The following is a 23,881-nucleotide window of genomic DNA, read 5'->3' as shown; positions in this document are numbered from 1 at the left end:
GTCAGCTCTTTATTTCATTACGCAAGATTTTCGAAGTATGCCTCCAACGCCTCCAGCTGTTCGCTGGCATCCTCAATGGCGTTGAATGTGCGCCGAAACTGGTCATTTGGAGCGTGCTCCTGGAGATACCAGGAGACGTGTTTACGCGCAATTCGGTACCCTTTTGCCTGGCCGTAGTGGTCATGCAATTCCCGAACATGCGAACAAAGCAAGCGCTTGACCTCTGCCAGAGGCAGCGGGGCAAGCAGCTCCCCAGTGTCCAGATAATGCTGGATTTCCCGAAAGATCCAGGGTCTTCCCTGAGCGGCACGTCCTATCATCAGAGCATCAGCTCCCGTATAGTCGAGCACAGCTCTGGCTTTAAGCGGGTCAGTAATGTCGCCATTCGCGATAACCGGAATGGAAACTTTCTGCTTAACTGCCCGAATGCTGTCGTATTCAGCTTCACCGTTGAACAAACAGGCGCGAGTGCGTCCATGAATGGTCAGGGCCTGAATGCCACAGTCTTCGGCCAGTTGGGCAATCTCTACGCAGTTACGGTGTTCCGGCGACCAACCCGTGCGAATCTTCAACGTAACAGGAACGTCCACTGCGCTGACAACCGCCGTCAGGATTGACTTCACCTGGTCGGGGTATTGCAGAAGGGCTGAACCTGCAAGCTTGCGATTCACCTTTTTGGCCGGGCAACCCATATTGATATCAATAATCTGGGCGCCACTTTCCACGTTAATACGCGCGGCATCTGCCATTTCTTCAGGCACGCTTCCGGCAATTTGCACGGTGCGGATACCTGGTTCATCCACGTGCACCATCCGAAGGCGGGACTTGTCGCTTTCCCAAACCTGCGGGTTAGACGACATCATCTCGGAAACGGTTAATCCTGCTCCCATCTCGTAGCACAGCGTCCTGAACGGCCGGTCGGTAATACCTGCCATTGGGGCTGCGATCAGGCGATTTCTGAGCTGGTGGTGTCCGATGCGCATGAGTTAAGAAATGACCATACTGTGACTGCAAGGCGGCGTATATTACGCATTTTTTGCACGAGATGAAAGGCCAAACTTTGAACAATCCTCTGTTGTAGATCAAGGAATCGCCAGTCATTCTTTTGGGATAAGATTATTCGCTATTTAAATCATTGTGTTATGAATAAATGAACATTTTGTGGGCGCTTACAATTTCCCGTAACTTCTCATCATTTCTGAATAAATGGATCAATTGTTCGGGATAATCTGCTGCTATAAGCAGCAGATTATGGCGCTTCTTTGCGATCTGCGTCGCATTTCAGCACAGGATATCAACGTAAAAAATCGACTTATTCAACAACCAGACGGCCATGAAGCGGCTGAACCGGGCGGCTGTTTTCGTGGTGCAGAGTGTGAGTAAATTTTTGCAGCTGTTCAGCAGAGACGGTCAGCGGATGCTTGAGGACCAGCCACGTTACCCCTTCTGAACACGGTGGGGTGGTCAGAGAGCCGCTAAAACGCCAGTAAGTTTTATCCGCGGGCAGTAATTTATTCATATCAAGGGTTGGCTTAATCGTGACGTTCTGGTCAACCTGTCCCGGCATCACGCCCCAGAGTTTATCCAGTTCAGTGTTTGCAGCGCCCTGATCGAACATAACGGCAACGACCGTCAGTTCGCCGTCAGCGTTTTTATGGACCAGATGCATTTCCATTGCGTATTTTTTACCGTGCACCGTGTTTTCGGATGGTGCATGGAAATGGAACTGCTGTAACGTCCAGCGCTGTTTATCAAGCGTGATGCTGTCGCGTGTATCGGCATTTTCACTCGCCTGGATAGTATGGCCGTTATTTGTCAGAATGACCGGGCCGTCGATATAGTGCGTTTCCAGCGGAGAGATGTGGGCTTTGACCGTGTTATCTATGTTGACCGGCGACTGATACATTCCGCTTTTACACGTCTTGTACGCCTCGTCCAGTTCGCCCCAGTGTTCCGGTGCGCCTTCTCCTTGATAGCTCCAGTGTGATGCGTAAGCCGTAGCCGAAATCATGCTCAGCGCCAGCAGCGCTGCCTTGCCTGAAATGTGTTTCATCATATTCTTCCTGTGAATTTTATTATCCAAATCAATAATTAACATTGTGATTTGTGGGGTTATTTTATCGAAGAAAGGAAGAAGGCGGGAGAAAAAACCGAAGGAAAAAGGCGTGGTCAGACGACCACGCCAAACGCTTATTTTTTATGACCGGTGATGCGACACCACTCTTCTTTCTCGACCACCGGGTCGAGCGCAAAGAGATCGGCGTAGGCTTCACAGACGCTGTCTGCCTGGCTGGCAAGGATACCGGACAGGCCCAGCAGACCGCCTTCAACCGGCAGCACGCTGATTAACGGCGCCAGCTCGCGTAATGGGCCAGCCAGGATATTCGCGACCACCACATCGGCTTTCATCGCCTCTGGCTGTGCATCGGGCAGATACAGTTCAAGGCGATCGGAAACGCCATTACGCTCGGCGTTATCACGGCTGGCCTGAATCGCCTGCGGATCGATGTCGATCCCGATGGCTTTTGCCGCGCCCAGTTTCAGTGCTGCGATAGCAAGGATCCCGGATCCGCAACCGAAGTCGATCACGGTTTTGCCTTCCAGATCCAGGCCATCCAGCCATTGCAGGCACAGGGAGGTTGTCGGGTGGGTACCGGTGCCGAACGCCAGACCCGGATCCAGCATCACGTTGACGGCGTTTTCATCGGGCACTTCACGCCAGCTTGGGCAGATCCACAGACGCTGACCAAACTGCATCGGATGGAAGTTGTCCATCCACTCGCGTTCCCAGTCTTTGTCTTCCAGCTGTTCAATTTTATGCGCGAAACCCGCGCCCAGCAGCGGATGGTTTTCCAGAATCGCCACGACCTCTTTCATATCGGTTTCTGCATCGAACAGGCCGATAACGTCCGTATCACCCCACAGGCGCGTTTCGCCTGGCAGCGGCTCAAAGACCGGCGTGTCATGCGTGTCCTGGAAGGTGATAGAGACCGAACCGGCCTCCATCAGCGCATCACTCAGTTCTTCGGCGTTCGCGCCGGTTGTGTTCAGTTTTAATTGGATCCACGGCATGGCAAAACTCTTTATTTGTCAGTAGAAATCAGGGCAGTTTGTGGCACCGGTCGACCAAAACGGTTTCCCACCACAAACGCCAGTAAACTTAACAGTAACGAAGGCACGATCGGATGGAAGCCCAGATACTGAATTTTAAACGTGGCGAGAACGGCATACAGGACGCCCCCGACAATCATGCCGCTTAATGCACCCGCGGCATTCGCGCGTTCCCAGTACAGCCCCAGCACCAGCGGCCACAGGAAAACGGCCTCCAGCCCGCCAAAGGCGAGCAGGTTTAGCCAGATGATCATCTCCGGTGGACGCCACGCGGCCAGCAACAGTAACGCCCCCAGCACCAGGGTAATCACCGCCGACATACGCTTGAGGCGTCGCTCATTTTCGACCTGTTCAGGGCGCAAATTCAGATAGAGATCTTTAATGATCGTAGCGGAACTTTGCAGCAACTGAGCGTTGATGGTCGACATAATGGCCGCCATGGGTGCGGCGAGGAAAATCCCGGCGGCAAACGGCGGAAGCACTTTCACCATCAGGGTCGGAATGACCAGATCCGGTACGGTAAGGTCAGGGATCACCGCGCGGCCCAGCGCGCCCGCCAGGTGCATACCAAACATCAGGATCGCCACCACAATTGTCCCGATAATGATCCCGCGGTGCACCGCTTTGCTGTCTTTATATGAGATGCAGCGCACGGCAGTATGCGGCAGGCCAATCACGCCAAAGCACACCAGCACCCAGAACGAGGTCATAAAGGTTGGAGAGAGGATATCATCCGCCCCCTGCGGCGAGACCAGTTTCGGATCGATCGCTTCCAGGGTTTCAACCGCATGGCTCAGGCCCCCTGCGGCATGCACGATACCCACCAGCAGAACGAGGGTGCCAATGAGCATCACCATCCCCTGCATCGTGTCGTTGAGTACGCTGGCGCGGAACCCGCCAAACGCGGTATACAGCGCGATACTCACACCGAAAATGACCAGGCCCGTCTCATAGGGGATACCGGCTGCCGTCTCCAGCAGACGTGCGCCGCCGATAAACTGCACCGTCATTGCGCCAATAAACGCCACCAGCAGACTCAGGCTTGCCAGCCATACCAGCAAGCGACTCTGATAGCGAGCAAACAGCATATCGTTCAGCGTTACGGCATTGTAGCGACGGGCCAGAATGGCAAACTTTTTACCCAGTATGCCCAGAGAGAGCCAGATGGCAGGCAGCTGGATCATGGCCAGCAGTACCCAGCCCAGCCCGTACTTATAAGCGGCGCCCGGGCCACCGATAAACGAGCTGGCGCTGATGTAAGTAGCGGTCAGCGTCATGGCCAGCACGACGCCACCCATTGAGCGGCTCCCGAGGAAATACTCGTTCAGAAAGGTGCCGGTCGAACGTTTACGCATCGCATAAACCGACAGGCCAAACACCAGGAACAGGTAAGCGATAAGGGGCAGAATGACTTCAAGCTGCATCATCGTCCTCCAGTGAAATATCGCGATAGATGAATTTCACCATCGCCCAGCACAGCAGGATAAACACCAGCGGCAGCAGCAGGCAGGCCATTTCAAACCAGTGCGGGAGGCCGGTAATGCCAATCGCCGAATCAGGTAAGTAAGCAGTTACTAACCATGCGGCGAGATAGAGAAGGGTCAGCCACAGCGCCCAGCGCGCTTCTTTATGGGCCTGAACAAAACGTTTGTCCATTTTTTGTCCCTTGTGGATGAAGAAAGCGGGGATTGTACATGATGGGGCTTAGCGATCCCCAGAAATAAAAAAGGCCGGATAATCCGGCCTTTTAGCAACACTGATCTCTTACTTCTCGTTCAGACCGAGTTTTTTCTCCAGGTAGTGGATGTTAGTCCCACCATTCTGGAAGTGCTCGTCGCTCATAATGCGCATCTGGAGATCAACGTTGGTTTTGATCCCGTCGATGATCAGCTCCTGAAGGGCGTTCTTCATGCGGGCAATGGCCACGTCACGGTTTTCGCCGTAGCAGATCAGCTTACCAATCATTGAGTCATAGTACGGCGGTACGGTGTAACCGGCGTAGATATGGGACTCCCAGCGCACACCAAAGCCACCCGGCGCGTGGAAACGCGTGATTTTACCCGGGCTTGGCAGGAAGGTGTTCGGGTCTTCGGCGTTGATACGGCACTCTACCGCATGGCCTTTAACCACAACTTCTTCCTGTTTGATGGACAGCGGCTGACCGGCTGCGATACGCAGCTGTTCTTTAATCAGGTCAACGCCGGTGATCATTTCGGTAACCGGGTGTTCAACCTGAATACGGGTGTTCATCTCAATGAAGTAGAACTCGCCGTTTTCGAACAGGAACTCAAAGGTACCCGCCCCGCGATAGCCGATATCGACACACGCTTTGGCGCAACGCTCACCGATGTAGCGACGCAGTTCCGGCGTAATGCCCGGCGCTGGCGCTTCTTCGACGACTTTCTGGTGACGACGCTGCATGGAGCAGTCACGTTCTGCCAGATAGATCGCGTTACCCTGACCGTCAGCCAGCACCTGAATTTCGATGTGGCGTGGGTTTTCCAGGTATTTTTCCATGTACACCATGTCATTGCTGAAAGCCGCTTTCGCTTCCGCTTTGGTCATGGAGATGGACTGCGCCAGTTCAGCATCGCTGCGTACAACGCGCATACCGCGACCGCCGCCGCCGCCGGACGCTTTGATGATCACCGGATAGCCAATGCGTTTAGCATGGGCGCGGTTAGCATCCATATCGTCGGTCAGCGGGCCGTCAGAGCCCGGTACGGTTGGCACGCCAGCTTTTTTCATCGCGGTGATGGCAGACACTTTGTCACCCATCAGGCGAATGGTGTCAGCTTTCGGGCCAATGAAGATAAAGCCAGAGCGTTCAACCTGCTCAGCAAAGTTGGCGTTCTCAGAGAGGAAACCATAACCCGGGTGAATCGCGACCGCGCCAGTGATTTCGGCGGCGCTGATGATCGCCGGGATGTTCAGATAGCTTTTTACGGACGGAGCCGGACCGATACAGACCGTCTCATCCGCCAGCAATACGTGTTTTAAATCGCGATCCGCGCTTGAATGCACGGCCACGGTCTTGATGCCCAGTTCTTTACAGGCACGAAGAATACGCAGTGCAATCTCGCCACGGTTGGCGATAACAATTTTATCCAGCATGTTCGCCTCGTTACTCGATGACGACCAGCGGCTCGTCAAATTCTACCGGCTGACCACTTTCGACCAGGATCGCTTTCACAGTACCTGATTTGTCTGCTTCGATCTGGTTCATCATTTTCATGGCTTCAACGATGCACAGGGTATCGCCTACGTTGACTTTCTGACCCACTTCGATGAACGCCTTCGCGTCCGGGCTCGGGGTGCGGTAGAAAGTACCAACCATTGGGGAACGTACGATGTGACCACTGATTTCTGTTGCAGCCGCAGGTGCCGCTTCTGCTGCCGCTGGCGCAACGGCTGCGGAGAGCGCAGGCTGCTGCACTGGCGCAGCATAAGCTTGCTGCATTACCGGGAAGCTAGCGGCTGGGGCTGCACGGCTGATGCGTACAGACTCTTCGCCTTCAGAAATTTCCAGTTCGGAGATGCCTGATTCTTCAACCAGCTCGATCAGTTTTTTAATCTTACGAATATCCATGAGTGGGTTCCGTACTCTTGTTTAGTGTGATTGTGACAAGCGTTTTACCGCTGTCTGTAAAGCGTATGAATAGCCGTCTGCACCCAGCCCACAAATCACGCCAGCGGCGATATCTGACAGGTAGGAGTGGTGGCGGAACGGCTCTCGGGCGTGCACGTTACTCAGGTGGATCTCGATAAACGGGATACTCACCGCGAGCAGTGCGTCGCGTATAGCAACACTGGTGTGCGTAAACGCGGCCGGATTGATCAGGATATAGTCCACAGTGTCTTTAGCCTGATGAATACGGTCGATGATTGCGTACTCCGCGTTAGACTGAAAATGGTCCAAATCCACATTCAGCGACGCTGCTTCCGTACTCAGACGGTTAACAATTTCGCTCAATGTTAGCGTGCCGTACTTCTCTGGCTCACGGGTGCCGAGCATGTTCAGGTTCGGTCCGTTTAAAACTAAAATTTGGAATTTATCAGCCATTATGCCGCTATCTCCTGCGATTTTCGGGTAAAAAACAACATATACCCTCAAAGCGCAATTGTCACCCTTTCAGAGGCCTAAAACCCCTGTCCGGAAAACCGAAGTCGCACATTATAACGATTTCGTAGCATTTGGCAGCTAAATACTGGTCTTATCAGGGAAGATTATCAACCGCTATCCGAAAAAGATTCGCGGTTGATAAATAATCTGCGGGAAAACGCACAGTTTCGTGAACTATCGCAACCACTGGCGGAACTTCTTGTAACGCCACGCTAAAAGGGCCAGGGCCAGCAGGGCGTAGATGACCGGCTGAGGGGATAAAATCTTCACCGACCACAGGTAATGAATAGGGGCGAGGATCGCGACCAGATAGACGAAGTTATGCAGTAGTTGCCAGCGTCGCCCCAGTTTTCGCTGCGCATACTGCGTGGATGTCAGCGTCAGCGCCAGTAAAACCAGCCAGCTTACGATACCCAGCGTCAGATAGGGACGCGTCACCAGTTCGCTGCCAAGGAGTGCCAGGTTATTAATGCCCAGTTCCAGCAGGGCGTAGCTGGTGAGATGCAGCGTTGCCCAGGCGAAACACCATAGCCCTAAAAGCCGACGGGTGCGTATCAATAATGGCTGTTTAGCGTAGCGCGCCAACGGTGAGACGAGCAAGGTCGCCAGCAAAAATTTCAGAGCCATCCGACCCGTAAAATGCTGAATATCTTTCGCCGGATCGGCACTGAACTGTCCCTGGCTGGCTGCCCAGAAGAGCCAGATAAAGGGGAGCAATCCGGCTAAATGCAGGAGTACCTTCAGCCAGGTTATCTGCTTTGCCGTTAAACGCACTTAGAAGTTCTCCCGTAAGTTCAGACCACGGTAGAGGGATGCCACCTCATCCGCATAGCCGTTAAATAGCAGCGTTGGCTGGCGTTTAACATCCAGCGCGCCGCCGGAACCGATAAAACGTTCTGTTGCCTGCGACCAGCGCGGATGGTCAACGTGTGGGTTAACGTTGGCAAAAAAACCATACTCGTCAGGCGCTGCCAGGTTCCAGGTGGTGGGGGGGCGTTCACGGGTGAGCTTAATGCTGACGATCGATTTGATGCCCTTGAAACCGTATTTCCACGGTACGGTCAGGCGAATGGGTGCCCCGTTTTGCGGCGGCAGCGCTTTGCCATAAACCCCGACGGTGAGCAGCGTAAGCGGATGCATGGCTTCGTCGAGACGTAAACCTTCAACGTAGGGATACTCCAGCCCGCCGCCGATAAACCGATCCTTCTGGCCTGGCATCTCGTCCGGGGCATAGCGCGTCTGGAAAGAAACATACTTCGCGTTGCTGGTGGGCTCAACCAGCGCCAGCAGTTTATGCAAAGGGAAACCTACCCACGGCACCACCATCGACCAGGCTTCCACACAGCGCATACGGTAAATGCGTTCTTCAAGGGGGAAGCGGGTGGTGAGGTCATGATGATCCAGCGTCAGCGGTTTTGCCACCTCGCCATCTATCTTCAGCGTCCAGGGATCGGTTTTCATGCTCCCGGCGTTGGCGGCAGGATCGGCCTTATCAAGACCAAACTCATAGAAGTTGTTATAGCCGGTGACTTTATCTTCCGGCGTCAGCGTCAGTTTATTCTGCCACTGTGCCGGTTTCGTGAAGTTAAGCGGTGCGCCGGAGGGGGCTTTCGGGCGATCGTTGCCCTTAAACCAGTCGAGCAGATCGGCATGGGCCGCAGGGGTGAGCGTCAGGGCAGTGGCGCTGATGCCAAGCATTTTCAGGATCTGGCGGCGCTGTAGCATAAAGACAGATTCAGACGTTACGTCGGCTTCCGTCAGTTTTCGGGTTTTCATGGCATCCTCCGTCAGGCGTTTTTCTAAGCATGACGGAGGAGGAGGGTTAGCGCGAATATGTCACGAAAATTTGAAGATTAGGCGATTTTAACCAGCGCACGACCGTGGAACTGGTTGTCCATGATTTTATTGGCGAACTCTGGCGCCTGGCTCAGGGTAATCTCAGTGGCGCTCTGCTCATAGAATGAGGCTGGCAGATCCTGCACCAGACGTTCCCAGGCCTCAGCCCGCCGCTCGGCTGGGCTCATGACCGAATCGACACCCTGAAGACGCACGTTACGCAGAATAAATGGCATCACCGTCGTCGGCAGGGCAAAACCACCCGCCAGACCACAGGCTGCCACGCAGCCGCCGTAATTCATTTGCGCCAGCACCTTCGCCAGCACGTTGTCGCCGACGGTATCTACTGCGCCAGCCCAGACCTGTTTTTCCAGCGGGCGGGTCTCGGCGAATTCGTCGCGGCTCAGAATACGGCTTGCGCCCAGCTGACGTAGATAATCATGCGTACTTTCGCGGCCAGAGACGGCGGCGACCTGATACCCCAGCTTGTGCAGCAGCGTGACGGCCGTGCTGCCCACGCCGCCGCTGGCGCCGGTGACGACAATTTCGCCCGAGTCAGGACGAATCCCGGCCTCTTCCAGCGCCATCACGCACAGCATGGCGGTGAAGCCTGCCGTGCCGATGATCATCGCCTTACGACCGTCCAGGCCTTTCGGCATCGGGACCAGCCAGTCACCTTTGACGCGCGCCTGTGCTGCCAGTCCGCCCCAGTGGTTTTCACCTACGCCCCAGCCGGTGAGCAGCACCTGCTGTCCGGCGTGAAAACGCGGGTCTTCACTGGTATGCACGCGGCCTGCAAAGTCGATTCCTGGCACCATCGGGAAATTTCGGATGATTTTACCTTTTCCCGTAATCGCCAGTGCATCCTTATAGTTCAGGCTGGACCAGTCGATATCTACGGTCACGTCGCCCTCCGGCAGGTGGTTCTCCTCAATGGATTGCACCGAGGCAACGGTTTTGCCGTCCTGCTGTTCTAAGATCAAAGCCTGCATACAGGGTCCTCACTAGGTTTGATGATGGGAAAATATGTCCTGATGACTATACTCGCTCAATGAAACGCAGTGCCGATTTAACGCAATAAATTGCCAGATACACCAGGTTTGATAGTATGTCGCATTTGAAATGCAAGTTAGTGCTCACTTGCCCCCCCTTCAATCCACGGAGTAATCTCAAGGATGCGATTAACGACGAAGTTCTCAGCTTTTATTACCTTGCTGACGGGGCTGACCATATTTGTCACGCTAATCGGCTGCTCGCTGAGCTTTTACAATGCCATCCAGGATAAGCTGGTTAACCGGGTTGAATCGGTTGCATCGGTTATCGACACTCGCCTGATAACGTCCTCCTTCCCGGCGCTTTCGCGTGAGCTGGATGAGTTAATGGTGCCTGTGGATATAGTGCAGATCGACATTAAACAGGGGAAGCAGACCGTTTTCAGCCATACCCGCCAGGGCAGCTATCGTCCTGCCGGCACGGTAGATCAGTATCGGGACGTCACGGTTAATTCACTTAAACATCCGGGTATGACAATTCATCTGATGTACCAGGATCCGATGAGCAACTATTTACGCTCGCTTATGACCACCGCGCCCTTAACCATCGCCGTTGCCTTTATCGTACTGCTGATTTTCCTCGCCGTTCGCTGGCAGCGTCGTCAACTTTCCGGCCAGGAACTGCTGGAAACACGCTCCGTGCGGATACTGAATGGCGAGCGGGGTCCGCAGGTGCGGGGATCGGTTTATGAATGGCCATCACGCACCAGTAGCGCCCTGGACGTGCTGCTCTCCGAAATCCAGTTTGCCAGCGATCAGCGTAGCCGTATGGACACGTTGATTCGCTCTTACGCCGCGCAGGATAACAAAACGGGCCTCAACAACCGTCTCTTCTTTGATAATCAGCTGGCTACGCTTCTTGATGACCCCGAAAAGGTGGGTACGCATGGCGTGGTAATGATGATTCGCCTGCCCGACTTTGATCTGCTCCGTGATACCTGGGGTCAGCGCGTGGCGGAAGAGAACCTCTTTACGCTGATTAATCTGCTGTCCACCTTTATTATGCGCTACCCCGGCGCGTTACTGGCACGCTACCACCGCAGCGATTTTGCCGTCTTGCTGCCGCATCGCACCTTAAAGGAGTCCGAGAGTATCGCCAGCCAGCTGCTGAAAGCCGTCGATGCGCTGCCCCAGAGCAAAATGCTCGACAGAGACGATATGGTGCATATGGGCATCTGTGCCTGGCGCGGCGGTCAGTCGACGGAGCAGGTGATGGAACATGCGGAAGCGGCCACGCGTAACGCCGTATTGCAGGGGGCGAACGGCTGGGCAGTCTATGATGATACGCTGCCGGAGAAAGGGCGCGGCAACGTGCGCTGGCGAACCCTGATTGAACAGATGCTGAGCCGGGGCGGACCGCGCATCTATCAAAAACCGGCGGTCATGAAGAATGGTCATGTTCATCATCGTGAGCTGATGTGCCGTATTTTTGATGGCACCGAAGAGGTTATCTCTGCGGAATATCTGCCCATGGTGTTGCAATTCGGATTGTCCGAAGAGTATGACCGTCAGCAAATTACCCGCCTCATTCCGTTTTTATCGTACTGGCCTGAAGAAAATCTGGCTTTACAGGTGACCGTCGAATCGCTGATCCGTCCGCGCTTCCAGCGCTGGTTACGTGACACGTTAATGCAATGCGAAAAATCGCAACGCAAACGCATTATTTTTGAACTTGCAGAGGCAGATGTAGGTCAACACATCAGCCGGTTGCGCCCGGTGGTGCGTTTAATCAATGCGCTTGGAGCTCGCGTGGCGGTAACCCAGGCGGGTCTGACGCTGGTGAGCACCAGCTGGATCAAAGAGCTGGATGTTGAATTATTGAAGCTGCATCCGGGTCTGGTAAGGAATATTGAAAAACGCACGGAAAACCAGCTGCTGGTACAAAGCCTGGTGGAAGCGTGCAAAGGAACGCAAACGCAAGTATTTGCCACAGGCGTACGTTCACGAAGTGAATGGCAGATGTTGACAGAGCGCGGCGTGACGGGCGGTCAGGGGGATTTTTTTGCCGCCTCTCAGCCGCTTGACACCAATGTGAAAAAATATTTGCAAAGATACTCTGTTTGACCTGCCGTTTACTTTGTTTTCACGTAGAATATCGCGCCTGTAGCTTTGAGTAAGACGAGCATAAAAGCCAGTGAACGACCTTTAATGGGTTACAAGTGAAAGTGAGGGACGCTGCTGTTTACTCAGCCCTGAGGGATTCAGGGGATGAATTTGTAACAAAGGAAACGTGCTGCACTAATTTTCACCGTAGCAGACGATTTTTGCGCCTTGTCGCTGCTGCGTGTGGTTGGTAAAGTAAGCGGATTTTGTTTTCCGCCCCAGCTTTCAGGATTATCCCTTAGTATGTTGAAAAAATTTCGTGGCATGTTTTCCAATGACCTGTCCATTGACCTGGGTACCGCGAATACCCTTATTTATGTAAAAGGACAAGGCATCGTATTGAATGAGCCTTCCGTTGTGGCCATTCGTCAGGATCGTGCCGGCTCGCCAAAAAGCGTGGCCGCAGTAGGTCATGATGCGAAGCAGATGCTGGGCCGTACGCCGGGCAACATCGCCGCGATCCGCCCAATGAAAGACGGCGTTATTGCTGACTTCTTCGTGACCGAAAAAATGCTTCAGCACTTCATCAAGCAGGTTCACAGCAACAGCTTCATGCGCCCAAGCCCGCGCGTGCTGGTGTGTGTGCCGGTTGGCGCGACCCAGGTTGAACGCCGTGCAATCCGTGAATCTGCTCAGGGTGCCGGTGCGCGTGAAGTCTTCCTGATTGAAGAACCGATGGCTGCGGCAATTGGTGCGGGTCTGCCGGTTTCTGAGGCTACCGGTTCTATGGTGGTGGATATCGGTGGCGGTACCACTGAAGTGGCCGTTATCTCCCTGAACGGCGTGGTGTACTCCTCTTCCGTGCGTATCGGCGGCGACCGTTTCGACGAAGCTATCATCAATTACGTTCGCCGTAACTACGGCTCTCTGATCGGTGAAGCGACCGCAGAGCGCATCAAGCACGAAATCGGTTCTGCCTACCCGGGTGATGAAGTGCGCGAGATCGAAGTTCGCGGTCGTAACCTGGCGGAAGGCGTGCCACGCGGATTCACCTTGAACTCCAACGAAATCCTGGAAGCGTTGCAGGAGCCACTGACTGGTATCGTGAGCGCGGTGATGGTTGCGCTGGAACAGTGCCCGCCAGAGCTAGCCTCCGATATCTCCGAGCGCGGTATGGTGCTGACCGGTGGTGGTGCGCTGCTGCGTAACCTCGACCGCCTGTTAATGGAAGAGACAGGTATTCCTGTCGTAGTTGCAGAAGATCCACTGACTTGCGTCGCCCGTGGTGGTGGCAAGGCGTTGGAAATGATCGACATGCACGGCGGCGACTTGTTTAGCGAAGAGTAGTCGGGTGTGAGAGGGTAGCAATTTGCTACCCTTTCTCTCTGACGCGAGAATACGCATAGCCTATGAAGCCAATTTTTAGCCGTGGCCCGTCGCTACAGTTTCGCCTGATCCTGGCGGTTCTGGTTGCGCTCGGGGTCATTATTGCCGATAGCCGCCTCGGTACGTTCAGCCAGATCCGAACGTACATGGATACCGCCGTCAGTCCTTTCTACTTTATTTCAAATGGTCCCCGTGAACTGCTCGACTCCGTGTCGCAAACGCTCTCATCGCGTGACCAGCTCGAACTCGAAAACCGTGCGTTACGCCAGGAACTGCTGCTGAAAAACAGCGAGCTGCTGATGCTGGGGCAATATAAGCAGGAAAACGCACGCCTGCGTGAACTGCTTGGCTCGCCGCTGCGCCAGGATGAACAGAAAATGGTCACCCAGGTGATCTCCACCGTAAACGATCCGTACAGCGATCAGGTGGTGATTGATAAAGGCAGCGTGAACGGCGTATACGAAGGTCAGCCTGTCATCAGCGATAAAGGCGTCGTGGGCCAGGTTGTGGCGGTTGCCAAACTGACCAGCCGCGTGCTGCTGATTTGCGATGCCACCCATGCACTGCCGATTCAGGTGCTGCGTAACGATATTCGCGTGATTGCCGCCGGTAACGGCTGCACGGACGATCTGCAACTGGAACATCTGCCCGCCAACACGGATATCCGCGTGGGCGACGTGCTAGTGACGTCCGGTCTGGGCGGTCGTTTCCCTGAGGGCTACCCGGTTGCGGTTGTCTCTTCCGTGAAGCTCGACACTCAGCGTGCCTACACCGTGATTCAGGCGCGTCCAACGGCCGGCTTGCAGCGTTTGCGCTACCTGCTGCTGCTATGGGGCGCCGATCGTAACGGAGCTAACCCGATGACCCCGGAAGATGTGCATCGCGTGGCGAATGAACGCCTGATGCAGATGATGCCGCAGGTACTGCCTGCGCCGGATGCGATGGGACCACCTGCACCCGTACCGGCTCCGGCGACGGGGTTAACGCAGCCGCTGCCGGATGCGCCGCCACCGCCGCAAGTCTCGGGTGGAGGGCAGTAGTGGCCAGTTATCGTAGCCAGGGGCGCTGGGTAATCTGGCTCTCATTCCTCGTTGCACTGTTGCTGCAAATTATGCCCTGGCCGGACGACATTCTTGTTTTCCGGCCAAACTGGGTATTGCTCATTTTGCTCTACTGGATCCTTGCCCTGCCGCACCGCGTAAATGTCGGCACAGGTTTTGTGATGGGTGCCATACTGGATCTTATCAGTGGCTCTACGCTTGGCGTCCGCGCCTTATCCATGAGCATTATTGCGTATCTCGTCGCACTCAAATTCCAGCTCTTTCGTAACCTTGCGCTCTGGCAACAGGCGCTGGTGGTGATGTTGTTGTCGCTCGCTGCGGATATCGTTGTTTTCTGGGCAGAGTTTTTAGTGATCAACGTCTCTTTCCGACCGGAAGTGTTCTGGAGTAGTGTAGTAAACGGTGTGCTCTGGCCGTGGCTTTTCCTGCTGATGCGTAAAATTCGCCAGCAGTTTGCTGTGCAATAAAAGGTTTCTATGACGTCTTTGTATCTTGCCTCCGGTTCTCCGCGTCGCCAGGAACTGCTCGCGCAGTTGGGTGTCTCCTTCGAACGCATCGTTACCGGTATTGAAGAAAAACGTGCTGAGGGTGAAAGCGCTCAGCAGTATGTCTCTCGTCTGGCGCGTGAAAAAGCGCAGGCGGGCGTGGCATGCGTGCCGCGTGACTTACCGGTGCTGGGTGCGGATACCATTGTCATTCTCAATGGTGAGGTGCTTGAGAAACCCCGCGACGCAGACCATGCGGCGCGGATGCTGCGTAACATGTCCGGACAAACCCATCAGGTGATGACGGCGGTAGCGCTGGCAGACAGCCAGTACGTTCTGGATTGCCTTGTGGTAACGGAAGTGACGTTCAGAGTCCTCACCGACGAGGAGATCGCCGGCTATATCGCCAGCGGTGAACCTATGGATAAAGCAGGTGCATACGGTATTCAAGGGTTGGGTGGCTGTTTTGTCAGGAAGATAAATGGCAGCTATCACGCCGTAGTCGGCTTACCGCTGGTGGAAACGTATGAGTTGCTGAGCAATTTTAACTCACTGCGTGAGGGAAGGGATAATTATGACGGCTGAATTGTTGGTAAACGTAACGCCATCGGAAACCCGTGTGGCCTACATTGATGGTGGCATTCTTCAGGAAATTCATATTGAGCGTGAAGCGCGACGCGGAATCGTAGGCAATATCTACAAAGGTCGTGTCAGTCGTGTCCTGCCGGGTATGCAGGCGGCTTTTGTAGATATTGGGCTCGATAAGGCGGCGTTTTTACATGCCTCCGATATCATGCCGCACACCGAATGTGTGGCAGGCGAAGAGCAAAAGCAGTTTGCCGTGCGCGACATCTCTGAGCTGGTGCGTCAGGGCCAGGATCTGATGGTGCAGGTGGTAAAAGATCCGCTGGGCACTAAAGGCGCGCGTCTGACCACCGACATCACCCTGCCTTCACGCTACCTGGTGTTTATGCCGGGGGCGTCGCACGTCGGCGTGTCACAGCGTATTGAGAGCGAAAGCGAGCGTGAGCGCCTGAAAAAGGTGGTCAGCGCCTACTGCGACGAGCAGGGCGGGTTTATTATCCGTACCGCGGCGGAAGGGATCAGCGAAGAAGATCTCGCCTCGGATGCGGCCTACCTGAAGCGCGTCTGGACCAAAGTGATGGAGCGTAAAAAACGCAACCAGACCCGCTACCGGCTGTACGGTGAGCTGGCGCTCGCTCAGCGCGTATTACGTGATTTCGCCGACGCCCAGCTTGACCGCATCCGCGTGGACTCCCGTCTGACGTACGAAGCCTTACTGGAGTTCACCGCCGAGTACATCCCGGAAATGCCGGGTCTGCTGGAGCATTACACCGGACGCCAGCCGATATTTGACCTCTATGACGTTGAAAACGAAATCCAGCGTGCGCTGGAGCGTAAGGTTGAGCTGAAATCGGGTGGCTATCTGATCATCGATCAAACCGAAGCGATGACCACCGTCGATATCAACACCGGCGCGTTTGTCGGCCATCGCAACCTCGATGACACCATCTTCAACACCAACATCGAAGCGACGCAGGCCATCGCGCGTCAGCTTCGCCTGCGTAATCTGGGCGGCATTATCATCATCGACTTTATCGATATGAACAATGAAGATCACCGCCGTCGCGTGCTGCACTCTCTGGAGCAGGCGCTGAGTAAGGACCGCGTGAAAACCAGCATCAATGGCTTCTCGCAGCTCGGTCTTGTGGAAATGACCCGGAAACGGACCCGCGAAAGCGTGGAACATGTCCTGTGTAATGAGTGTCCAACCTGCCATGGACGCGGAACGGTAAAGACGGTGGAGACGGTCTGCTACGAGATCATGCGTGAAATTGTCCGTGTCCATCATGCCTACGACTCAGACCGTTTTCTGGTCTATGCTTCCCCTGCGGTGGCGGAGGCCCTGAAAGGGGAAGAGTCGCACGCGCTGGCGGAAGTGGAAATCTTTGTCGGCAAACAGGTAAAAGTGCAAATTGAGCCGCTCTATAACCAGGAGCAGTTTGACGTCGTCATGATGTAAACGCAGTTCGCTGCGAGATTTAAGGCTGACAAGGAGAGACGCGTGAGGCGATTGCCGGGGATTTTACTGCTTACAGGGGCAACGCTGGTCGTGATTGTCGCGTTGCTCGTGAGCGGGCTGCGTCTCGCCTTGCCGCATCTGGACAGCTGGCGTCCGCAGATACTGGCAAAAATCGAATCCGCCACCGGCCTGCCGGTGGACGTGAGTCATATCGAGGCAAGCTGGCAGAACTTTGGTCCGACGCTAGATGCGCGGGATATCCGCGCCAGCCTGAAAGATGGCGGCCACCTCAAAATCAAACGCGTCACCCTGGCGCTGGATGTCTGGCAAAGCCTGCTGCATCTGCGCTGGCAGTTTCGCGATCTCACCTTCTGGCAACTTCAGCTGATGACTAACACGCCGCTGCAAAGCGGCGACAGCGATCGAGGGCTGGAAACCAGCCGTATCAGCGATCTGTTCCTGCGGCAGTTCGATCATTTCGATCTGCGCGACAGCGAAGTGAGCTTTATTACTCTTTCCGGTCAGCGCGCTGAGCTGGCGATCCCTCAGCTGACCTGGTTAAACGGGAAAGATCGCCACCGCGCCGAGGGGCAGGTGAATCTCTCCAGCCTGAACGGGCAGCACGGGGTTATGCAGGTGCGGATGGATCTGCGTGACGACAATGGCCTGCTGAACAACGGCAGGGTCTGGCTACAGGCGGACGACGTGGACGTGAAGCCGTGGCTCGGTGAGTTGCTACAGCAGAACATGCAGCTGGAGACCGCGCGCTTCAGCCTGGAAGGCTGGATGACGCTGACGAACGGGGCGTTCGCCAGCGGCGATATCTGGCTTAAGCAGGGGGGCGCGAGCTGGAAAGGGGAAAACCATCAGCATCAACTTTCCGTCGATAACCTCACCGCACACGTGACGCAGGATAAAGGCGGCTGGCAGTTCGCTATTCCGGATACGCGCATCTCCATGGATAACAAACCCTGGCCGCGCGGCGCGCTGACGCTGGCGTGGATGCCGGAACAGGACGTCGGCGGGATAAACGGTAAACGCAGCGACGAGCTGCGTATCCGCGCCAGTAACCTGGATCTGACGGCGATCGAAGGGCTGCGTTCAATGGCCGCAAAACTTTCACCGGAGCTGGGCGAAATCTGGCTGGCGACGCAGCCGAGCGGGCAGATAAACCGGCTGGCGCTGGATATTCCGCTCCAGGCTACGGAAAAGACGCGTTTTCAGGCGGCATGGAAAAATCTCGCATGGAAACAGTGGAAATTGCTGCCGGGTGCCGAGCACTTCAGCGGTAAACTGGAAGGAAGCGTGGAAAACGGCAGGCTGACGGCAGAAATGCAGGACGCGAAAATGCCGTACGAAACGGTCTTCCGTGCGCCACTGGAGATCGAAAAGGGAAATGCCACTCTCAACTGGCTGAAGAATGACAAAGGTTTTCAGCTCGATGGCCGCGATATTGATGTAAAAGCCAAAGCGGTACATGCCCGTGGTAATTTCCGTTATCTACAGCCTGAAGGCGATGAGCCGTGGCTGGGTATTCTGGCGGGCATCAGCACAGATGACGGTTCGCAGGCGTGGCGCTACTTCCCGGAAAACCTGATGGGGAAAGCGCTGGTGGACTATCTCAGCGGCGCTATTCAGGGCGGCCAGGCGGATAACGCCACGCTGGTCTACGGCGGCAACCCGCACCTGTTCCCGTATAAGCACAACGAAGGCCAGTTCCAGGTTCTGGTGCCGCTACGCAACGCCACCTATGCCTTCCAGCCAGACTGGCCGGCGCTGAAGAATCTGGATATTGAACTCAACTTCCTGAATGACGGCTTGTGGATGAAGACGGACAGCGTCGCGCTGGGCGGCGTAACGGCAAGCAACCTGACGGCAAACATCCCGGATTATTCCAAAGAGAAGCTGCTGATTGATGCGGATATTAAGGGGCCGGGTAAAGCGGTTGGCCCGTACTTTGAAGATACGCCGCTGAATGACTCCCTGGCAGCCACCCTTCAGCAGTTGCAGTTAGATGGCGATGTGAATGCTCGCTTACATCTGGATATCCCGCTGGACGGTGAATTGACCACCGCCAAAGGCGACGTTCGCCTTAATAACAACAGCCTCTATATCAAGCCGCTGGACAGCACCCTGAAAAACCTCAGCGGTCAGTTCAGCTTTGTTAACGGCACGCTGAAAAGTGAGCCGCTTAAAGCGACCTGGTTCAATCAACCCGTTAATATCGATTTCTCCACCACCGAGGGCGATAAAGCCTACCAGGTGGCGGTCAATATGGACGCGAACTGGCAGCCGTCACGCATGGATGTTCTGCCGAAGCCGATTGAGAATGCGGTGGACGGTGCGGTGTCATGGAATGGCAAGGTCGCCATCGACCTGCCTTATCATGCCGGTGCGCGCTATAACGTCGACATTACGGGCGATCTAAAAAACCTCAGCAGCCAGCTTCCCGCGCCGCTGAATAAAAAAAGCGGTGAAGCATTGCCCGTCAACGTTAAGGTTGCGGGCAACCTTAACAGCTTCGATTTAACCGGAAACGCGGGCGGAACAAACCACTTCAACAGCCGCTGGCTGCTTAACCGCAAGCTGACGCTGGACAGGGCGATCTGGACGACGGACAGCCGTACCACGCCGCCGCTGCCGGAGCAGGCGGGCGTTGAACTGAATCTCCCGCCGATGGATGGCGCAGAGTGGCTGGCACTGTTCCAGAAAGGTGTCGGGCAAAACGTCGACCAAACGGCGCAGTTCCCGCAGTCCATTACCTTGCGCACGCCTGCGCTGACGCTGGGCGGGCAGCAGTGGAACAACCTGAGTATTGTCTCCCGGCCGACGGTAAACGGCTCAAAGGTCGAGGCGCAGGGGCGTGAGATCAACGGTTCGTTGATCATGCGCGATCACGCGCCATGGCAGGCGGCTATCCGTTATCTCTATTACAATCCGACCTTTACGGCGTCTAAAGCAGAGTCGACAAGCACTTCTCCTGTCAGTGGCAATGGGACGTCGCGCGTGGATTTCAGCGGCTGGCCCGATCTCCAGCTGCGCTGCGCGGAGTGCTGGCTGTGGGGACAGAAATATGGCCGTATCGACGGTGATTTTGCCATTCAGGGAAATAAGCTGAGCCTCTCTGGTGGGCTGGTGGATACCGGCTTTGGCCGCATGACTGCCGCGGGCGAATGGGTGAACAAACCGGGTGAACAACGCACCTCGCTGAAAGGCGATATTAAAGGCAATAAGCTGGACGCCGCGGCTAACTTCTTCGGCATTAGCACGCCGCTTCGCGGATCGTCCTTCGATGTGAATTACGATCTGCACTGGCGCGCTGCGCCGTGGACACCCGATGAAGCTTCGCTTAACGGCATCCTGAAAACCAACTTCGGTAAGGGTGAGATTGCCGACGTGAGCACGGGGCGCGCCGGGCAGATCCTGCGCCTGCTGAGTTTTGATGCGCTGCTGCGCAAGCTGCGCTTCGATTTCAGCGACACCTTCAGCGAAGGTTTCTACTACGATTCAATTCGCAGTACGGCGTGGATCAAAGACGGCGTTCTGCATACGGACGATACGCTGGTGGATGGCCTGGAAGCGGATATCGCCATGAAAGGCTCGGTCAACCTCGTGCGTCGCGAACTGGATATGGAAGCCGTGGTGGCGCCGGAAATATCCGCAAGCGTGGGCGTTGCGGCGGCCTTTGTGGTGAACCCGATTGTCGGTGCGGCGGTGTTTGCCGCCAGTAAAGTGCTGGGGCCGCTGTGGAGCAAGGTCTCTATTCTGCGCTATCGCATTACCGGTCCGGTCGATAAACCGCAGATTAACGAGGTGCTGCGCCAGCCGCGCAAAGAAGCACCGCAATGATTTGACGTGGGCAGGTAATTGCCTCACTCTCAATAAATACGATCTTTATACCGCCCCGGGCGGCAACGAACGAGTAGCAATAGATGAGTCTGAACCTGGTAAGTGAACATTTGCTCGCAGCGAACGGCCTGAGCCATCAGGACCTGTTCTCCATTCTTGGTCAACTGACCGAACGCCGCCTCGACTACGGCGATCTCTATTTCCAGTCGAGCTATCACGAATCCTGGGTTTTAGAAGACAGCATCATTAAAGATGGCTCTTACAACATCGACCAGGGCGTCGGCGTGCGCGCCGTCAGCGGGGAGAAAACCGGTTTTGCTTATGCCGATCAGATTAGCCTCGCCGCACTTGAGCAGAGCGCGCAGGCCGCGCGCACCATTGTGCGTGATACCGGAGATGGTCGCGTGAAAACGCTGGGTGAAGTGCAGCACGCTGCGCTCTATACCAGCATCGACCCGCTGCAAAGCATGAGCCGCGAAGAGAAGCTCGACATCCTGCGTCGCGTGGACAAAGTGGCTCGCGCGGCGGATAAACGCGTGCAGGAAGTCTCTGCCAGCCTGACCGGTGTTTATGAACTGATCCTGGTGGCGGCGACGGACGGTACCCTGGCGGCGGATGTTCGCCCGCTGGTGCGTCTCTCTATCAGCGTGCAGGTTGAAGACGACGGCAAGCGCGAGCGCGGCTCAAGCGGTGGCGGCGGTCGTTTTGGCTATGACTGGTTCCTCGGCGACGTTGACGGCGAAGCGCGCGCGGATGCGTGGGCAAAAGAAGCCGTGCGCATGGCGCTGGTCAACCTGTCTGCCGTGGCGGCACCTGCCGGTACGCTGCCGGTGGTTTTGGGCGCAGGCTGGCCTGGCGTGCTGCTGCACGAAGCGGTCGGTCACGGCCTTGAGGGTGATTTCAACCGTCGCGGGACGTCCGTATTCAGCGGTCAGATGGGGCAGCTTGTCTCCTCCGAACTGTGTACCGTGGTGGATGATGGCACCATGCTCGACCGTCGCGGCTCGATTTCTATCGACGATGAAGGCACGCCGGGCCAGTACAACGTGCTGATCGAAAACGGCGTACTGAAAGGCTACATGCAGGACAAGCTTAACGCGCGCCTGATGGGCGTAGCGCCAACGGGTAACGGTCGTCGCGAATCCTATGCGCACCTGCCGATGCCGCGCATGACCAACACCTACATGTTGCCGGGCAAATCCACGCCGCAGGAGATTATCGAATCCGTTGATTACGGGATCTTCGCGCCAAACTTTGGCGGCGGTCAGGTGGATATCACCTCCGGCAAATTTGTCTTCTCTACCTCAGAGGCGTATCTGATTGAGAAGGGCAAAGTGACCAAAGCGGTGAAGGGCGCAACCCTGATTGGCTCCGGCATTGAGGCCATGCAGCAGATTTCCATGGTGGGTAACGATCTGAAGCTGGATAACGGCGTGGGCGTTTGCGGCAAAGAGGGCCAGAGCCTGCCTGTGGGCGTCGGTCAGCCTACGCTGAAAGTAGATAATCTGACGGTGGGCGGCACGGCGTAAATTTTCCCCCGCACCCTAACCCTCTCCCCAACGGGGAGAGGGGAAAAGCCTACTCTTTCCTTCTGCCCCGCATGCCCTGAAACAGCTCCGCCACTTCCACAAAATAGTCCGTCAGATAGTTAATACAGACCTGCACCTTCAGCGGCAGCTTGTCCTTTTCCGTATAGAGCGCGTACACCGGACGCGGATCGGACTGGTAGCGCGGGAAGAGGATCTCCAGCACGCCGCTGTTGATCTCGTTGATCACCCACATCAGCGGTACGTAGGCGATCCCGGCCCCGGCCACCAGCCAGCGTGAGATGGTCATCGGATCGTTGGTGACGAAGCGGCCTTCAGGCAGCAGTTTAGTGGAAAGCCCTTCCGGCGCGATCAGTTCAAATTCGTTATCTGGCCGAACGCTGTATTCCAGCCACGAGTGGTTGCTCAGATCGGCAGGTTTCTCCGGCACGCCATACTGTGCCAGGTAGCTTTTCGAAGCGCAGACCACCATCGGCATGCTGCCCAGTCGACGCGAGAACAGGCTAGAGTCCTGCAACGCGCCAACGCGGATCACCACGTCTAACCCATCGGCAATCAGGTCCGGTGCCGGAATGCCCGTAACCAGATTAACGGTTAAACCGGGATACTCTTTCAGCATTTCCGCCGTCATGGCAGCGAGAACATTTTGTGCCATAGTTGAAGAACACCCTATACGCAGCGTGCCGATAGGCGTGTTGTTAAAGGCATAGAGCTGCTCGTGAACGTCCTGCACTTCATGCAGCATTCGACGGCAGCCCTGATAGTAAATTTTACCCGCTTCCGTCAGCCCGATGCTGCGGGTGCTGCGGTTGAGCAGCTTCACCTGAAGCTCATCTTCCAGTTTTGACACTGTCTGGCTAATGGATGAGACGCTCATTTGTAGCTGACGTGCTGCGGCGGTAAAAGAGCCTTGCTCAACCACTTTCGCAAAGACGGACATGCGTTTTAGACGTTCCATTATTCACTCTGGCTTAAAAGTGATTTAGATCACATATGATAGATAACAGCATAACAGTTACGTTAATATATTATTAATTACATAACGGCTGCGCCACTCTCGCCCGGCAATTCTTGCTCTCCTGCGGCGGCGCGAGCTTAAAAATCCAGTAACCTGCACTCTCTTTAATCAAGGTCAACATGAGTCTGTTTCCCGTTATCGTGGTGTTCGGTTTGTCGTTCCCACCGATATTTTTCGAGCTTCTTTTATCACTGGCGATCTTCTGGCTGGTGCGCAAGGTGCTGGTCCCTACCGGGATTTATGATTTCGTCTGGCATCCTGCATTGTTCAATACCGCGCTGTATTGCTGCCTGTTCTATTTAATATCGCGCATGTTTGTCTGAGGT

21 protein-coding genes are annotated in these 23,881 nt (G+C 55.5%); 9 read left to right on the top strand and 12 right to left on the bottom strand.

The annotated features are described in order from the left end of the window. Positions 1–17: 17 nt before the first annotated feature. The 11 genes from dusB to acuI form a co-directional block, all read right to left on the bottom strand. Complete coding sequence (dusB, locus tag BFV63_RS19865) at positions 18–983, bottom strand: tRNA dihydrouridine synthase DusB (protein WP_022651936.1); 966 nt, start codon at positions 981–983, stop codon at positions 18–20. 329 nt (positions 984–1,312) lie between these two features. Next, positions 1,313–2,053, bottom strand: a complete 741-nt coding sequence (locus tag BFV63_RS19860; RefSeq protein ID WP_003860379.1) for a carbonic anhydrase — start codon at positions 2,051–2,053, stop codon at positions 1,313–1,315. Between the two features lie 137 nt (positions 2,054–2,190). Then, on the bottom strand, positions 2,191–3,072 hold the full coding sequence (gene prmA / locus BFV63_RS19855) for a 50S ribosomal protein L11 methyltransferase (protein WP_003860381.1): 882 nt from the start codon (positions 3,070–3,072) through the stop codon (positions 2,191–2,193). 11 nt (positions 3,073–3,083) lie between these two features. Further along, the gene (panF, locus tag BFV63_RS19850) at positions 3,084–4,535 is read right to left on the bottom strand and encodes a sodium/pantothenate symporter (RefSeq protein WP_023323805.1); all 1,452 of its coding nucleotides are present in this window, start codon (positions 4,533–4,535) and stop codon (positions 3,084–3,086) included. Next, the gene (locus BFV63_RS19845; RefSeq protein WP_003860385.1) at positions 4,525–4,767 is read right to left on the bottom strand and encodes a YhdT family protein; all 243 of its coding nucleotides are present in this window, start codon (positions 4,765–4,767) and stop codon (positions 4,525–4,527) included. Before BFV63_RS19845 ends, panF begins: the two co-directional genes overlap by 11 nt. Positions 4,768–4,875: 108 nt before the next feature. Next, positions 4,876–6,225 (bottom strand): acetyl-CoA carboxylase biotin carboxylase subunit, encoded by a 1,350-nt coding sequence (gene accC / locus BFV63_RS19840; RefSeq protein ID WP_003860388.1) that lies wholly within the window; start codon positions 6,223–6,225, stop codon positions 4,876–4,878. Between the two features lie 10 nt (positions 6,226–6,235). After that, positions 6,236–6,700: an acetyl-CoA carboxylase biotin carboxyl carrier protein gene (gene accB, locus BFV63_RS19835; protein ID WP_003860389.1), complete on the bottom strand. Its 465-nt coding sequence runs from the start codon at positions 6,698–6,700 to the stop codon at positions 6,236–6,238. A 21-nt stretch (positions 6,701–6,721) separates the two neighbouring features. After that, positions 6,722–7,174, bottom strand: coding sequence for a type II 3-dehydroquinate dehydratase (gene aroQ / locus BFV63_RS19830; RefSeq protein ID WP_003860391.1), 453 nt, complete (start codon positions 7,172–7,174; stop codon positions 6,722–6,724). A 234-nt stretch (positions 7,175–7,408) separates the two neighbouring features. Beyond that, entirely contained in the window at positions 7,409–8,008 is a 600-nt protein-coding gene (msrQ, locus tag BFV63_RS19825) for a protein-methionine-sulfoxide reductase heme-binding subunit MsrQ (RefSeq protein WP_003860393.1), read from the bottom strand. Next, positions 8,009–9,010 carry a protein-methionine-sulfoxide reductase catalytic subunit MsrP gene (msrP, locus tag BFV63_RS19820; RefSeq protein WP_032626457.1) on the bottom strand — a complete coding sequence of 334 codons (1,002 nt, stop codon included), beginning with the start codon at positions 9,008–9,010 and terminating at the stop codon, positions 8,009–8,011. Between the two features lie 77 nt (positions 9,011–9,087). After that, positions 9,088–10,062, bottom strand: coding sequence for an acrylyl-CoA reductase (NADPH) (acuI, locus tag BFV63_RS19815; RefSeq protein WP_048241735.1), 975 nt, complete (start codon positions 10,060–10,062; stop codon positions 9,088–9,090). A gap of 183 nt (positions 10,063–10,245) precedes the next feature. Here acuI and csrD point away from each other — a divergent pair, with 183 nt between their 5' ends. The 8 genes from csrD (at position 10,246) to tldD (ending at position 22,519) form a co-directional block, all read left to right on the top strand. Beyond that, a complete protein-coding gene (csrD, locus tag BFV63_RS19810) occupies positions 10,246–12,186 on the top strand; it encodes an RNase E specificity factor CsrD (protein WP_048241737.1) in 1,941 nt (646 codons plus the stop codon). Positions 12,187–12,468: 282 nt separating this feature from the next. Next, the gene (mreB, locus tag BFV63_RS19805) at positions 12,469–13,512 is read left to right on the top strand and encodes a rod shape-determining protein MreB (RefSeq protein ID WP_000913396.1); all 1,044 of its coding nucleotides are present in this window, start codon (positions 12,469–12,471) and stop codon (positions 13,510–13,512) included. Positions 13,513–13,574: 62 nt separating this feature from the next. Next, entirely contained in the window at positions 13,575–14,591 is a 1,017-nt protein-coding gene (gene mreC, locus BFV63_RS19800; protein ID WP_003860400.1) for a rod shape-determining protein MreC, read from the top strand. Next, positions 14,591–15,079 (top strand): rod shape-determining protein MreD, encoded by a 489-nt coding sequence (gene mreD / locus BFV63_RS19795; RefSeq protein ID WP_003860402.1) that lies wholly within the window; start codon positions 14,591–14,593, stop codon positions 15,077–15,079. Before mreC ends, mreD begins: the two co-directional genes overlap by 1 nt. 9 nt (positions 15,080–15,088) lie before the next feature. Then, positions 15,089–15,682 (top strand): Maf family protein, encoded by a 594-nt coding sequence (locus tag BFV63_RS19790; RefSeq protein ID WP_003860403.1) that lies wholly within the window; start codon positions 15,089–15,091, stop codon positions 15,680–15,682. After that, complete coding sequence (gene rng, locus BFV63_RS19785) at positions 15,672–17,141, top strand: ribonuclease G (RefSeq protein WP_003860405.1); 1,470 nt, start codon at positions 15,672–15,674, stop codon at positions 17,139–17,141. Before BFV63_RS19790 ends, rng begins: the two co-directional genes overlap by 11 nt. Before the next feature lie 42 nt (positions 17,142–17,183). Further along, positions 17,184–20,990, top strand: coding sequence for an AsmA2 domain-containing protein YhdP (gene yhdP / locus BFV63_RS19780; protein WP_048241740.1), 3,807 nt, complete (start codon positions 17,184–17,186; stop codon positions 20,988–20,990). 83 nt (positions 20,991–21,073) lie between these two features. Further along, positions 21,074–22,519, top strand: coding sequence for a metalloprotease TldD (gene tldD / locus BFV63_RS19775; RefSeq protein WP_003860414.1), 1,446 nt, complete (start codon positions 21,074–21,076; stop codon positions 22,517–22,519). 49 nt (positions 22,520–22,568) lie between these two features. On the opposite strand, the gene aaeR is transcribed toward tldD, so the two are convergent. Beyond that, positions 22,569–23,495: an HTH-type transcriptional activator AaeR gene (gene aaeR / locus BFV63_RS19770; protein ID WP_003860415.1), complete on the bottom strand. Its 927-nt coding sequence runs from the start codon at positions 23,493–23,495 to the stop codon at positions 22,569–22,571. A gap of 179 nt (positions 23,496–23,674) precedes the next feature. Between aaeR and aaeX the strand changes: the two genes are divergently transcribed. Continuing rightward, complete coding sequence (aaeX, locus tag BFV63_RS19765) at positions 23,675–23,878, top strand: p-hydroxybenzoic acid efflux pump operon protein AaeX (RefSeq protein WP_003860416.1); 204 nt, start codon at positions 23,675–23,677, stop codon at positions 23,876–23,878. Positions 23,879–23,881 lie beyond the last annotated feature (3 nt).

The sequence above is a fragment of the Enterobacter hormaechei subsp. xiangfangensis genome (assembly GCF_001729785.1).
Taxonomy (GTDB): Bacteria; Pseudomonadota; Gammaproteobacteria; order Enterobacterales; family Enterobacteriaceae; genus Enterobacter; species Enterobacter hormaechei_C.
Note: the sequence above shows the minus strand (reverse complement) of the source record. Positions and strands in the feature narration are given on the sequence as shown.